Here is a 12851-nt window from a genome sequence, read left to right on the forward strand (position 1 = left end):
GATGTTCGACACGGTATTGGTGGCCAACCGCGGCGAGATCGCGGTGCGGGTGATCCGCACCCTGCGCCGGCTCGGGATCCGGGCGGTCGCCGTCTACAGCGATCCCGACGCGACCGCGCGCCACGTGCTCGAGGCCGACACCGCCGTGCGGCTGGGGCCCGCCGCGGCGCGCGACAGCTACCTCAACATCGCCAGCGTGGTCGACGCGGCCGTGCGCACGGGCGCGCAGGCGATCCACCCGGGTTACGGGTTCCTTTCGGAGAACGCCGAATTCGCGGCCGCGTGCGAACGCGCCGGGGTCGTGTTCCTGGGGCCGCCGGTGCGGGCCATCCAGGTGATGGGCGACAAGATCACCGCCAAGAACGCCGTCGCCGCGTTCGACGTGCCGGTGGTGCCGGGGGTGGCCAGGCCCGGGCTGACCGACGACGAGCTGGTCGCGGCGGCCGACGAGGTCGGCTACCCGGTGTTGATCAAGCCCTCGGCCGGCGGCGGGGGCAAGGGGATGCGGCGGGTGGACGACCCGGCCCGGCTGCGCGAGGCGCTGGTGGGCGCGCGCCGGGAGGCCGCCTCGTCGTTCGGCGACGACACCCTGTTCTTGGAGCGATTCGTGTTGCGGCCCAGGCACATCGAGGTGCAGGTGCTCGCCGATACCCACGGCAACGTGGTGCACCTGGGCGAGCGCGAATGCAGCCTGCAGCGCCGCCACCAGAAGGTCATCGAGGAGGCGCCGTCGGCGCTGCTGGACCCCGAGACGCGCGCGCGGATCGGGGCCGCCGCCTGCAACACCGCCCGCAGCGTCGACTACGTCGGCGCCGGCACGGTGGAGTTCATCGTGTCCGCCGAGCGGCCGGACGAATTCTTCTTCATGGAGATGAACACCCGCCTCCAGGTCGAGCATCCGGTCACCGAAGCGGTCACCGGCCTGGACCTGGTGGAGTGGCAACTGCGGGTCGCCGCCGGCGAAAAGCTCGCGTTCGCCCAGGACGACATCGAGCTGCGCGGCCACGCCATCGAGGCCCGCGTGTACGCGGAGGACCCGGCGCGGAATTTTTTGCCCACCGGCGGCCGGGTGCTGCGCGTCTTCGAGCCGTCCGGAGGCGGCGTCCGGGTCGATTCGTCGCTGCTGGCCGGCACGCTGGTCGGCAGCGACTACGACCCGATGCTGAGCAAGGTGATCGCCCACGGCAGCGACCGCGACGAGGCGCTGGACAAGCTCGACCGGGCGCTGGCGCACACCGCGGTCCTCGGCGTGCAGACCAACGTCGAATTCCTGCGCTTTTTGCTGGCCGACGAGCGGGTGCGGGCCGGCGACCTCGACACCGCGCTGCTCGACGAGCGGCTGGCCGGCTTCGCGCCCGCGCCCGCGCCCGACGACGTGCTCGCCGCCGGCGGCCTGTTTCGGCAGTGGGCCCTGGCCCGCCGCGCCGACGGCGACCCGTGGGCGGTGCCGACGGGATGGCGGGTCGGTGGCGCCGCGGCGCCGGTGCGCACCGAGATGCAGACGCCGTCGCGGCGCGAAACGGTGTCGGTGTGGGGCCCACCCGAGGCCGCCAGGGTGCAGGTCGGCGACGGTGAAATCGTTTCCGCCGGTGTGGAAGTCGACGCGGCGGTGATGAGCGCGACGCTGGGCGGGCTGCGCCGCGAATACCGCTGGGCCGAGGCCGACCGGCACCTGTGGATCGCCGACGAACGCGGAACCTGGCACCTGCGGGAGGCCGAGGAGCACAAGATCCACCGCGCCACCGGCACGCAGCGGGCGGACATCGTCAGCCCCATGCCGGGCAGCGTCATCGCCGTCCAGGTCGACTCCGGCGCCGAGGTTTCCGAGGGTGAGGTGGTGGTGATCGTCGAGGCGATGAAGATGGAACACGCGCTGACCGCGCCCGTTTCGGGCCGAGTCGAGGTGCTGGTGTCCGTCGGCGACCAGGTGGCGGTCGACCAGGTGCTGGCCCGGCTGATGCCGGAGGAACAAGGCTCAGACAGTAAGGATGAGACATGACGACATCGATCACCGCGGGCACGTTGCCCAGGGAATACCAGGACCTTCGCGACACCGTCGCCGACTTCGCGCGCACCGTGGTCGCGCCGGCATCGGCCAAACACGATGAGGAGCACAGCTTCCCGTACGAAATCGTGGCCAAGATGGGCGAGATGGGGCTGTTCGGGCTGCCCTTCCCGGAGGAGTACGGCGGCATGGGCGGCGACTACTTCGCGCTGGCGCTCGCCCTCGAGGAGCTTGGCAAGGTCGACCAGTCGGTGGCGATCACGCTGGAAGCCGGTGTGGGGTTGGGCGCGATGCCGATCTACCGGTTCGGGACGGAGGAGCAGAAGCGAAAGTGGCTGCCCGACTTGGCCGCCGGGCGGGCGCTGGCCGGCTTCGGGCTGACCGAGCCGGGCGCGGGTTCCGACGCGGGCAGCACCCGCACCACCGCCCGGCTGGAAAACGGGGAATGGGTGATCAACGGTGCCAAGCAATTCATCACCAACTCCGGCACCGACATCACGTCGCTGGTCACCGTCACCGCGGTCACCGGGACCATCGGTGAGGCCAAGAAGGAGATCTCGACGATCATTGTGCCCAACGGCACACCGGGGTTCACGGTCGAGCCGGTTTACAACAAGGTCGGCTGGAACGCCTCGGACACCCACCCCCTGACGTTCGCCGACGCCCGCGTCCCCGAGGAGAACCTGCTGGGCGCCCGCGGCACCGGGTATGCGAACTTCCTGTCCATCCTGGACGAGGGCCGCATCGCGATCGCGGCGCTGGCCACCGGGGTCGCGCAGGGTTGCGTGGACGAGAGCGTCAAGTACGCCAAGGAGCGCGAATCGTTCGGCAAGCCGATCGGCTCGTATCAGGCGATCAGCTTCAAGATCGCGCGGATGGAGGCCCGCGCCCACGTCGCCCGCACGGCGTACTATGATGCCGCCGCAAAGATGTTGGCGGGCAAGCCCTTCAAGAAGGATGCGGCGATCGCGAAAATGGTCTCCTCGGAGGCGGCGATGGACAACGCCCGCGACGCCACCCAGATCCACGGCGGGTACGGCTTCATAAACGAGTACCCGGTGGCGCGGCACTACCGCGACAGCAAGATCCTCGAGATCGGAGAGGGGACCACCGAGGTGCAGCTGATGCTGATCGCGCGATCGCTGGGGCTGTCATGAGTTCCGAAGGGCACGTCGGCAAAACCGTGGTCCAGCGCGGCCTGTGGTTCGAGGAATTCGAGGTCGGCACCACGTATTCGCACCGGCCGGGCCGCACCGTCACCGAGGCCGACAACGTGTTGTTCACCACTTTGACGATGAACACGCAGTCGTTGCACCTCGATGCGGCCTGGGCCGCCGAGCAGCCGGGCTTCCGCGGTGAGCGGCTGGTCAATTCGATGTTCACCCTCTCCACGCTGGTGGGGCTCTCGGTGGCGCAGCTGACGCTCGGCACCATCGTGGCCAACCTCGGCTTTTCCGAGGTGTCGTTTCCCAAGCCGGTCTTTCACGGCGACACCCTGTACGCCGAGACGGTGTGCACCGGCAAGCGGGAGTCGAAGAGCCGGCCGGGCGAAGGCATCGTCACGCTCGAGCACACCGGCCGCAACCAGCACGGCGACGTCGTCGCGCGGGCGGTGCGGACCACGCTCGTGCAGAAACGGCCGAGCGCGGAGGAGTCCCGATGAACCTGCGCTCCGCCGGCCCCGCGTGGCTGTTCTGCCCGGCCGACCGTCCCGAGCGTTTCGCGAAGGCCGCAGCGGCCGCCGACGTGGTGATCCTCGACCTCGAGGACGGCGTGGCCGCAGCCGACAAGCCCGCCGCCCGCAAGGCGCTGCGCGAGACGCCTTTGGATCCCGAGCGGACCGTGGTGCGCATCAACGCCGCCGGCACCGACGAGCACGGCCGCGACCTAAAGGCCCTGGCCGATACCCCGTACACGACGGTGATGCTGTCCAAGACCGAGTCGGCGGCGCAGGTGAGCGCGCTCGCGCCGCGCGACGTCGTCGCGCTGATCGAGACCCCGCGGGGCGCGGTGTTCGCGACCGAGATCGCCGCCGCGCCACCCACCGTCGCGATGATGTGGGGCGCCGAGGACCTGGTCGCCGCCCTCGGCGGCAGCTCCAGCCGGCGCGCCGACCGCAGCTACCGGGACGTCGCCCGCCACGTGCGGTCCACGGTGCTGCTGGCCGCGTCGGCGTTCGGCCGGATCGCGCTGGACGCCGTGCACCTGGACATCCGCGACCTCGACGGGCTGCGCGACGAGGCCGACGACGGTGTCGCCGTCGGCTTCGACGGGACCGTCTGCATCCATCCGACCCAGGTCGCGGTGGTGCGCGAGGCCTATCGCCCCAGCGCCGAGAAGCTGGACTGGGCGCGGCGAGTTCTGGCGGCCGCCAAGACCGAGCGCGGGGTGTTCGCGTTCGAAGGGCAGATGGTGGATTCGCCGGTGCTCAAGCACGCCGAGATGTTGCTGCGGCGGGCGGGGGAGCCGGCCGCGGGCTAGCGGGCCACGCAGTGGACCCCACGCGCGGCGATGGGCGCGACACGTTCTCCGCCCCGCCGCGATCAACGCCGTGTCTTCGGATTTGGGCGCATAATGGGGAATACGCCAGTGTCGCGGCGAGCGAAGCCTTTCGTGCAGCTGGCGATCGACTTCGGCTCGCGGTAGGCCCCGGCTGAGGTTTTGCTGTACCACCTCAGGACCGCGGCGCGAGGCGGCTCCGAAGCAAGGAGGCGGTATGGCGGAGAGTCCCCGGACGCCGATGACTGTCGACCTGGAGCCGGTCCAACTCGTCGCCGCCGACGGCGCGGCGACCGCCGAAAGCCGCTACGGCCGTGACCTTCCGCCCGAGACGCTGTGCTGGCTCTACGAGATGATGGTGGTCACCCGCGAACTGGACACCGAGTTCGTCAACCTCAAGCGCCAAGGGCAGCTGGCGCTGTTCGCGTCGTGCCGCGGCCAGGAGGCCGCCCAGGTCGGCGCCACCGCCTGCCTGCGCAAGACGGACTGGCTGTTCCCCCAATATCGCGAGCTGGGCGCCTATCTGGTGCGGGGCATTCCGCCCGCGCACGTCGGGGTCGTCTGGCGCGGAACCTGGCATGGCGGACTGGAATTCACAAAGAAGTGCTGCGCCCCGATGTCGATCCCGATCGGCACCCAGGCCCTGCACGCGGTCGGCGCGGCGATGGCCGCCCAACGCCTGCACGAGGATTCGGTGACGGTGGCCTTCCTCGGTGACGGCGCCACCAGTGAGGGCGACGTGCACGAGGCGCTGAACTTCGCCGCCGTGTTCGCCGCGCCGTGCGTGTTCTACGTGCAGAACAACCAGTGGGCGATCTCGGTGCCGGTATACAAACAGACCGCGGCGCCGTCCATCGCGCACAAGGCCATCGGCTACGGGATGCCCGGAATCCGGGTGGACGGCAACGACGTGCTGGCGTGCTACGCGGTGATGGCCGAGGCCGCCGCCCGCGCCCGCGCCGGCGGTGGACCGACGTTGATCGAGGCGATCACCTACCGGCTGGGCCCGCACACCACGTCCGACGACCCGACGCGATACCGGTCCCAGGAGGAGGTGGACCGCTGGGCGGCGCGGGATCCGATCTCGCGGTATCGCACGTATCTGCAGGGGCAGGGCGTGTGGTCGGAACGGCTGGAGGAGCGGGTCGCCGCCCGGGGGAAGCGAATGCGGTCCGAGCTGCGCGACGCGCTGTTCGACGCGCCCGATTTCGACATCGACGAGGTGTTCACCACCGTCTACGCCGACATGACCCCCGGGTTGCGCGCCCAACTCGAGCAGTTGCGCACGGAACTAAGCAGGCCGGCATGACCCAGCTCGCCGATCCCCCCGCCGGCTCGGACGAAACCCTCACGGCCGCAGTCGAGAACGTCAGGCTGGGCGCCCAACCGTTGACCATGGTGCAGGCGCTCAACCGCGCGCTGCACGACGCGATGGCCGCCGACGAGCGGGTCCTGGTCTTCGGCGAGGACGTCTCGGTCGAGGGGGGCGTGTTCCGGGTGACCGAGGGGCTGGCCGAGACCTTCGGCGAGGACCGCTGCTTCGACACGCCGCTGGCCGAGTCGGCCATCATCGGCATCGCCGTGGGGCTGGCGCTGCGCGGCTTCGTGCCGGTGCCCGAGATCCAGTTCGACGGGTTCTCCTACCCGGCCTTCGATCAGGTGGTCAGCCATCTGGCGAAGTATCGCACCCGCACCCGCGGCGAGGTCAACATGCCGGTCACCGTGCGGATCCCGTCGTTCGGCGGCATCGGTGCGGCCGAACATCATTCGGACTCCACCGAGGCGTACTGGGCGCACACCGCCGGCCTGAAGGTGGTGGTGCCGTCGAGCCCCGCCGACGCCTACTGGTTGCTCCGCTACGCGATCGCCTGCCCCGACCCGGTGATGTATCTCGAGCCCAAGCGGCGCTATCAGGGTCGCGACGTGGTGGATGCCGACCATCCCGAACCGCCGATCGGGCAAGCGGTGGTGCGCCGGCCCGGCCGCGACGTCACCGTCGTGACCTACGGAAGCCTGGTCCGCACCGCCGTCGCCACCGCGGAAGAGGCGCAGCGCCAACGCGATTGGAGCCTGGAGGTCATCGACCTGCGATCGTTGGTGCCCTTGGACTTCGACACCATCGCCGAATCGATCCACCGGACGGGACGCTGCGTGGTGTTGCACGAAGGCCCCCGCAGCCTGGGCTACGGCGCCGGCCTGGCCGCGCGCATCCAGGAGGAGATGTTCTACGAACTGGAGGCGCCGGTGTTGCGCGCCTGCGGTTTTGACACACCCTATCCACCGGCCCGGCTGGAGAAACTGTGGCTGCCGGGTCCCGACCGGCTGCTGGACTGCGTCGAGCGGGCGCTGGAGCTGCCATGAGCGCCGACGATCGGGTGCAGGCGTTCCGCGTCCCCGACCTCGGCGAGGGACTCGAAGAGGTGACCGTCTCGTGCTGGAACGTCGCGGTCGGCGACGACGTCGAGCTCAACCAGGTCCTGTGCTCGGTGGAAACCGCCAAGGCCGAGGTGGAGATCCCGAGCCCGTACGCCGGCCGGATCGTCGAAACCCACGGCGCCCAGGGCGATGTGCTGAAGGTGGGTTCGGTGCTGGTGCGCATCGACACCGCGCCGCTCAACGGTGAAGCGCCGCCGCCCAACGGGGAGGCGCCGGTGCCGACGCTGGTCGGCTACGGGGCCGACGCGGGCATCGACACCAGCCGCCGCACCGGCCGTCCGCTGGCCGTTCCGCCGGCGCGCAAGCTGGCCAAGGAGCTGTCGGTGGACCTGTCGTCGATCCAGCATGTCGTCGCGGGCCGGGTGATCACCCCCGCGGACGTGCTCGCCGCGGCGCACCGCTCCGAGGGTGCGCCCGAGGTGCGCCCGGTGCGCGGCGTGCACGCCCGGATGGCGGACAAGATGGCCCTGTCGCACAAGGAGATCCCGGCCGCCCAGGCCTCCGTGGCGGTCGACTGCACCGAGCTGCTGCGGCTGTGCGAGCGGTTCCGTTCCGCGGAGCAAAAGATGACGCCGTTCGTGCTCACGCTGCGGCTGCTCGTTATCGCGTTGAGCCACAACACGATCCTCAACTCCACCTGGGTCGACGCGCCCGACGGCCCGCAGGTGCACGTCAGCCGCGGGGTGCACCTCGGGTTCGGGGTGGCGACCACACGCGGCCTGCTGGTTCCGGTCATCCGGGACGCCCAGCGCCTGACCACCCGCGAAATATGCCGCCGCACTGCCGAATTGACCGCCCGCGCGCGGGAGGGCACGCTGGCGCCGGCCGAGCTGACCGGTTCGACGTTCACCGTCTCCAACTTCGGGGCGCTGGGCCTGGACGACGGCGTGCCGGTGATCAACCATCCCGAGGCGGCGATCCTGGGCATGGGGGCGATCAAGCCGCGCCCGGTCGTCGTCGGCGGCGAAGTCGTCGCGCGGTCCACGATGACACTGACCTGCGTGTTCGACCACCGAGTCGCCGACGGCGCGCAGGTGGCGAAATTCGTCTGCGAGCTCAAGGGCCTGATCGAGGCTCCCGAGACCGCGCTGCTCGACGTGTAGCCGCACTCCGCTTGCGCGCCCGCGGCCATCGACTACCCTGTCCTGTAAGTCAAGCTAACTAATTCGTTTGCGTCATCGCGCCGCCGCCTCACGGCTATCGACACCCGCGGCGTCAGGCCACCGACACCGTGGAGCGTCATGGACAACCGGTACTTTTCGCTGGTCATCGTGGTGGTCATGCTCGCGCTCGGGCTGACCCTCACGGTTGCCGACTTCAAGCGGGCCGCGACGTTGCGGCGCCCGCTGCTGGTCGCGCTGATCTGCCAGTCGCTGGTCCTGCCGACGCTGTGCCTGCTGATCGCCGAGGCCTTCCATCTTCAGCCAGTCTTGGCGATCGGGCTCATGCTGATGTCCGCCACCCCTGGCGGGACGACGTCGAGCGTTCTTAGTCATCTGGTCAACGGGGACCTTGCGCTCAACGTCACGCTGACGGCGATCAACGCCGTGCTGTCGGTGGTCACGCTGCCGGCGATATTGGCGGTATCGATGGCGTGGTTCCGCGGCGACGGGCACTTCATCCCGTTACAGCCGGGCAAGTTTCTGGTGGTCTTCGCGTTCATCCTCGTACCGATCGCGATCGGCATCGCGATCCGCCACCGATTCCCCGAGCTGGCCCGCAGACTTCAACGACCCGTCAAGATACTCGCCGCGGTGCTGCTCGTGCTTGTCGTCACCGCATCGATCGCCAAGGGGCACACGACGCTTTGGCACAACCTGGGCGCGCTGACCGCGGCGGTGGCGTGCTTCTGCGCCGTGAGCCTGACGGTGGGCTATCTCGCGCCACGCCGGATGCGCCTCGCGCCGCGGCAGGCCGTGGCCATCAGCCTGGAGATCGGAATGCACAACGCGACGGTCGCGCTGGGCATCGCGCTGAGCCCGCAACTGCTGAACAGCATTGAAATGGCCACTCCGGCCGCCGTTTACGGCGCGATCGCGCCCCTGATCGCCCTGACGTTCATCGTCGCCGTGCGCCGCCTGGATCCGGCGCTGCGTCGGGCGCCCCGCTCAGCGGCCGCGGTGCGCGAACCCGCTTCCTAGCGGCCGCGCCGCGCAGCGGCCAATCTGCTTGCGAATTCCGGCGATTGGATCGAATACACCTGCGGCCCGAGCTCGGTGCGCTTGGCGTATTCGTGATGCTCGGCGTCGGTCGCTCCCGGGCTGATGGTGGCGCGCATGGTGGCCTTGGTGGCCAGCACCACCTCCCGCGGGGCGGCCGCGGGCCCGGCGGCCAGTTGCAAGGCCGCGGCGACCGGGTCGTCGGCAACCTCGAGCGCCAACCCGTGGCGCAGGGCGGCTTCGGCGTCGAACCGCATGCCGAACAACAGGGCCGCGCGCGCCACCTGCGGGCCCACCGCGCGCTGCATCATCCAGGTCGCGCCCCCACCGGGGTGCAGCCCGAGCTTTTGGAAGCGGGCGTCGAACACCGCGGTCGGCCCGGCGATGCGCACGTCGGCGGCCAGCGCCAGGTTCAGGCCGGCGCCCACCGCGGCGCCGTTGACCGCGGCGATCGTGGGCAGCCGGCAGTTGCCGACGGCCATGAAGCCGTCGTAGATCCGTTGCAGCCCCGACTCGGCGGCCCCGCCACCGGCGGCCCCGAGCGCGCTGAGGTCGGCGCCGGCGCAAAACGCCTTGCCGGCGCCCGTGACCACGACGGCGTGCACGTCGGGATCGGCCTCCGCCCGCTTTACGGCGGACCGCAGCTGCGCTGACATCTCGCCGGTCACGGCGTTGCGCCGATCGGGGTCGTTGACGGTGATCAGCGCGACGTGGTCGTCGATGCTGGACAAGACGAGATCGGGCAGCGGCACCTCCGCGCTGGACCGTCGCTGCGGGCGAGACCCGGTAAGGGTAGCCCGCGGGCAAGATGCCCGGCGCGGCGGAGAAGGCGAAGGGCACCAAGAAGATCGGCTAGCTGCGGTTGGCGATGGTCTCGGCCACCACGCACGACTCGGCCAAGCGCGCGATGTGGTGGCAGCACCTAACAGTAGCATGCGATCTCAACAAGCCAAGCGCCGCAACGGCTTTCGTTTGCGCCCGCCCACGGCTCGGGCGTACGGTTCGGCAATGACCACTGAGGGCACCATTCCGGCCAAGTACAAACTGCTGATGGCCATGATCGCCGCGCCGGACCGTGCCGGCGCGCTTGCCGTCGACGCGCGCGCGGCGGGCGCCTCGGACGCCGAGATCGCCGAGGCGCTCGACGTCGCGCGACTGTTTGGCGGCATGCCGGCGCCGGCGACCGGGACCAACCCGCGGCCACGGCGGACGACGGGTCCCAGGCCGAGGTCGCGCCTCGCCCGGTGGGCCGCGGCGCTGCTCGTCGCCGCCGGCCTGCTCGCAGCGGGAACGCCACCCGGTTGGGCCGACGTCTGCGGCGACGCCGGTCAGGTGCCGGGCTGCGTCGATCCCGGCGCACCCGTCGGGGACCCGCCGGCCCCGCCGGGAGGCGTCGCTCGGCCCCCATGGCTCGGGACGATTGCGCAGCGCGACCCGCAGTTCAGCGACTCGTACGTGGCAATGCGGGAACGGATTCTCAAAGACGGCGCGATCCCGGCCAAGTACAAGCTGCTCATGGCGATGGTCACCGACGCGATCGCCGCGCACCCCGACGGTGTCAGGACGCTGGCCAACAACGCCCGCGCCGCCGGCGCCACCGAACCCGAGGTCACCGAGGCGGTCGAGGTCGGGTATCTGTTCGGCGGTACCGCGGCGCTCGTGGTGGGCTCCAACGCCTTCGGTTAGGCGTCAGGCCGGACTTCGACCTCGATGTGCTTGGCGGCCGGCGCACCGTTGGGAACCGGCACCGAGACGGCGAGGATGCCTTTTTCATACGTGGCCTTGACGTCCTCGAGGTCGGCGCCGGCGGGCAGCGGAACCGACCGCGAGAACGCGCCGTAGCTGAACTCCGACCGGCCGTGCGACTCGACGGTCTGGGTGCGCACGGCCTTGATGGTGAGCATCCCGTCGTGCACGGTGATGTCGATGTCCTTCGCCGGGTCGACGCCGGGGATCTCGGCGCGCACCTGGTAGCGGCCGTCGTTGACCTCGTCCTCGACGCGCAGGACGTTGCGGTCGAAAAGCGGACGCAGGCCGGCGAACAGGGGAGCGCCACCCAAGAGTTCGGCGAGATCGGGCATCAGGGTACGGGGCTGACGCTGGGCGGGCAGAGTTGTCATGAACACTCTCCTGAAACTGTTGTATCGCTTACCAATTCGATCGAACCACCGGTCCGCCACGCGTGCTAGACGGCGCCCGCCGATATTGCGGAGAGGTTCACTGCGCGTTCAGCCGGCCTTCGTCCAATGGGGTCTGGCGCTGCGACCCCCGGGTCTGTATCAAATGTTCAGGCCCGAGAACATGATCCGGCCCGGGTCGTACTTCTGCCTGACCGCGGCCAGCCGCGACGTGTTGGGGCCGAAGTACCGCGACGCCGGCTGGTTCGCCTCGATGTAGTTCACGTAACCGCCGACCGAATACGGTTGCACCGCTTGGTGTGCGGAGTTCAGCCAGCTGGTGGCGGCGGCCGGGGAACCGGCCGGTTCGATGTACCACTGCACCAGCGACGACTGCCGGCGCCACGGGAAGGCCGTGGCGCCGGGGTCGACGCTGGCCAGGGCGCCGTCGAGCGCGTGCATGATCGCCAGCATCCGTCCCGCGCCGCGGGGAAAGGCGTCGACGGCCGACGCGATCGCCTGCGCGGCGGCCGGGCTGATCGTCGTAAACACGTCGGAGCCGCCCACGTAGCCGAGCGGCGACGGGTTGAGGTTGCCGACGGCCAGGTACCGCACCAGGTCCAGATAGTTGAACGTGTGGGTGTCGGTGCCCGAGGGCTGCATCCCGACGGCCGACGTGATCGCGGCCGCCATGGTGTTGGCCGACCCGGCCGGGCCGGTCGCCATGATCCGGCAGTGCGTGCCCATGGCGTCGACGGTGGCGTCGGCCAGCGCCCAGCTGTTTCGGTCGGCGGTGCGCAGCCAGTTCTGCCAACCGACGAGGACCTGCGCGAACGACTGCGGCGGGTAGTTGAGGTTGACCACGTCGACGTCATGGATGGGGAAGGTGGCGAAGGTCAGCGAGGTCGTCACCCCGAAGTTGCCGCCCCCGCCGCCGCGCAGCGCCCAGAACAGATCGGGGTTGCTGGCGCTCGACGCGGTCACCGCCTGCCCGCCGGGCACCACCACCGACGCCGACACCAGCTGGTCACACAGCAGCCCGGCATGGCGGGACTGGGCGCCCAGCCCGCCGCCCAGGGCGTGACCGGAGGCGCCGACCGACGGGCAGGTGCCGGTGGGAATCCCCCTGCCGGCCGCGGCCAGCGCCTGGTGCATGGCGTATAGGCTGGTCGCCGGCGTCACCGTGACGTGCCCGGTGGCGGGGTCGTAGTTGATGTCGCCGGGCAGCTGACGCAGGTCGAGCACCATGGCGCCGTTCGCTGTGGACGCCCCCACATAGGAGTGGCCGCCGCTGCGAGGGGCGACCTTCAGGCGGTTGGCGGCGGCGAACGCCATCGCCTTCTGCACGTCCGCCGCGGATTTGGGCACGACGACCGCCGCCGGGGTCGAGTCGTTGTAGATGGTGTTGAAGACCTGCTTGGCCGCCCCGAATTGACCGCCGTCGCTGGGCGTGAACACCTGTCCGCCGATCGCGGTGGAAAGGCCGCCCCAGCCCGCGGCATTCGGTTCGGCGCTGACCCGGCCCGCCCCGAACACCGCGCCCGCGGCCAGGGCGCCCACGGCGCCCCGCAGAAACGCCTGCCGCGAGATCTCGCGCGCCGGCTCCCGGGGTACCGTCATGCCCGCATTCTGTGT

The 12851-nt window shown here is 70.4% G+C and carries 12 protein-coding genes; 9 read left to right on the forward strand and 3 right to left on the reverse strand.

The window, feature by feature from the left end; translation table 11 throughout:
- Nucleotide 1 precedes the first annotated feature (1 nt).
- The 8 genes from AWC19_RS02770 (at nt 2) to AWC19_RS02805 (ending at nt 9081) form a co-directional block, all read left to right on the forward strand.
- A complete protein-coding gene (locus tag AWC19_RS02770; RefSeq protein WP_085076572.1) occupies nt 2-1999 on the forward strand; it encodes an acetyl-CoA carboxylase biotin carboxylase subunit in 1998 nt (665 codons plus the stop codon).
- Complete coding sequence (locus AWC19_RS02775) at nt 1996-3162, forward strand: acyl-CoA dehydrogenase family protein (protein WP_085076573.1); 1167 nt, start codon at nt 1996-1998, stop codon at nt 3160-3162. Before AWC19_RS02770 ends, AWC19_RS02775 begins: the two co-directional genes overlap by 4 nt.
- Entirely contained in the window at nt 3159-3668 is a 510-nt protein-coding gene (locus tag AWC19_RS02780; RefSeq protein WP_085076574.1) for a MaoC family dehydratase, read from the forward strand. Before AWC19_RS02775 ends, AWC19_RS02780 begins: the two co-directional genes overlap by 4 nt.
- Complete coding sequence (locus AWC19_RS02785; protein WP_085076575.1) at nt 3665-4486, forward strand: HpcH/HpaI aldolase/citrate lyase family protein; 822 nt, start codon at nt 3665-3667, stop codon at nt 4484-4486. The genes AWC19_RS02780 and AWC19_RS02785 overlap by 4 nt, the downstream gene beginning before the upstream one ends.
- A 235-nt stretch (nt 4487-4721) precedes the next feature.
- Nucleotides 4722-5813, forward strand: coding sequence for a pyruvate dehydrogenase (acetyl-transferring) E1 component subunit alpha (pdhA, locus tag AWC19_RS02790; protein ID WP_085076576.1), 1092 nt, complete (start codon nt 4722-4724; stop codon nt 5811-5813).
- Nucleotides 5810-6865 carry a 3-methyl-2-oxobutanoate dehydrogenase subunit beta gene (gene bkdB, locus AWC19_RS02795; protein ID WP_085076577.1) on the forward strand — a complete coding sequence of 352 codons (1056 nt, stop codon included), beginning with the start codon at nt 5810-5812 and terminating at the stop codon, nt 6863-6865. The genes pdhA and bkdB overlap by 4 nt, the downstream gene beginning before the upstream one ends.
- Entirely contained in the window at nt 6862-8043 is a 1182-nt protein-coding gene (locus AWC19_RS02800; protein ID WP_085076578.1) for a dihydrolipoamide acetyltransferase family protein, read from the forward strand. Before bkdB ends, AWC19_RS02800 begins: the two co-directional genes overlap by 4 nt.
- Nucleotides 8044-8181: 138 nt before the next feature.
- On the forward strand, nt 8182-9081 hold the full coding sequence (locus AWC19_RS02805; protein ID WP_085076579.1) for a bile acid:sodium symporter family protein: 900 nt from the start codon (nt 8182-8184) through the stop codon (nt 9079-9081).
- Here AWC19_RS02805 and AWC19_RS02810 read toward each other — a convergent pair.
- Nucleotides 9078-9851: an enoyl-CoA hydratase gene (locus tag AWC19_RS02810; protein WP_085076580.1), complete on the reverse strand. Its 774-nt coding sequence runs from the start codon at nt 9849-9851 to the stop codon at nt 9078-9080. The two genes, AWC19_RS02805 and AWC19_RS02810, sit on opposite strands and share 4 nt — an antisense overlap.
- Before the next feature lie 256 nt (nt 9852-10107).
- On the opposite strand from AWC19_RS02810, the gene AWC19_RS02815 reads away from it, so the two are divergent.
- On the forward strand, nt 10108-10785 hold the full coding sequence (locus tag AWC19_RS02815; protein WP_142280926.1) for a carboxymuconolactone decarboxylase family protein: 678 nt from the start codon (nt 10108-10110) through the stop codon (nt 10783-10785).
- On the opposite strand, the gene AWC19_RS02820 is transcribed toward AWC19_RS02815, so the two are convergent.
- Both AWC19_RS02820 and AWC19_RS02825 read right to left on the reverse strand, forming a co-directional pair.
- Nucleotides 10782-11219: an Hsp20/alpha crystallin family protein gene (locus AWC19_RS02820; protein ID WP_085076595.1), complete on the reverse strand. Its 438-nt coding sequence runs from the start codon at nt 11217-11219 to the stop codon at nt 10782-10784. The two genes, AWC19_RS02815 and AWC19_RS02820, sit on opposite strands and share 4 nt — an antisense overlap.
- A 159-nt stretch (nt 11220-11378) precedes the next feature.
- Nucleotides 11379-12836 carry an FAD-binding oxidoreductase gene (locus tag AWC19_RS02825; RefSeq protein WP_085076582.1) on the reverse strand — a complete coding sequence of 486 codons (1458 nt, stop codon included), beginning with the start codon at nt 12834-12836 and terminating at the stop codon, nt 11379-11381.
- Nucleotides 12837-12851: the final 15 nt, after the last annotated feature.

This window comes from Mycobacterium palustre (genome assembly GCF_002101785.1).
In the GTDB taxonomy this organism is placed as follows: Bacteria; Actinomycetota; Actinomycetes; order Mycobacteriales; family Mycobacteriaceae; genus Mycobacterium; species Mycobacterium palustre.

Excerpts from the sequence above, each read along its gene's own strand:
- AWC19_RS02770 (WP_085076572.1), top strand. The coding sequence starts at position 2 with ATGTTCGACACGGTATTGGTGGCCAACCGCGGCGAGATCGCGGTGCGG.
- AWC19_RS02775 (WP_085076573.1), top strand. The coding sequence starts at position 1,996 with ATGACGACATCGATCACCGCGGGCACGTTGCCCAGGGAATACCAGGAC.
- AWC19_RS02780 (WP_085076574.1), top strand. The coding sequence starts at position 3,159 with ATGAGTTCCGAAGGGCACGTCGGCAAAACCGTGGTCCAGCGCGGCCTG.
- AWC19_RS02785 (WP_085076575.1), top strand. The coding sequence starts at position 3,665 with ATGAACCTGCGCTCCGCCGGCCCCGCGTGGCTGTTCTGCCCGGCCGAC.
- pdhA (WP_085076576.1), top strand. The coding sequence starts at position 4,722 with ATGGCGGAGAGTCCCCGGACGCCGATGACTGTCGACCTGGAGCCGGTC.
- bkdB (WP_085076577.1), top strand. The coding sequence starts at position 5,810 with ATGACCCAGCTCGCCGATCCCCCCGCCGGCTCGGACGAAACCCTCACG.
- AWC19_RS02800 (WP_085076578.1), top strand. The coding sequence starts at position 6,862 with ATGAGCGCCGACGATCGGGTGCAGGCGTTCCGCGTCCCCGACCTCGGC.
- AWC19_RS02805 (WP_085076579.1), top strand. The coding sequence starts at position 8,182 with ATGGACAACCGGTACTTTTCGCTGGTCATCGTGGTGGTCATGCTCGCG.
- AWC19_RS02815 (WP_142280926.1), top strand. The coding sequence starts at position 10,108 with ATGACCACTGAGGGCACCATTCCGGCCAAGTACAAACTGCTGATGGCC.
- AWC19_RS02820 (WP_085076595.1), bottom strand. The coding sequence starts at position 11,219 with ATGACAACTCTGCCCGCCCAGCGTCAGCCCCGTACCCTGATGCCCGAT.
- AWC19_RS02825 (WP_085076582.1), bottom strand. The coding sequence starts at position 12,836 with ATGACGGTACCCCGGGAGCCGGCGCGCGAGATCTCGCGGCAGGCGTTT.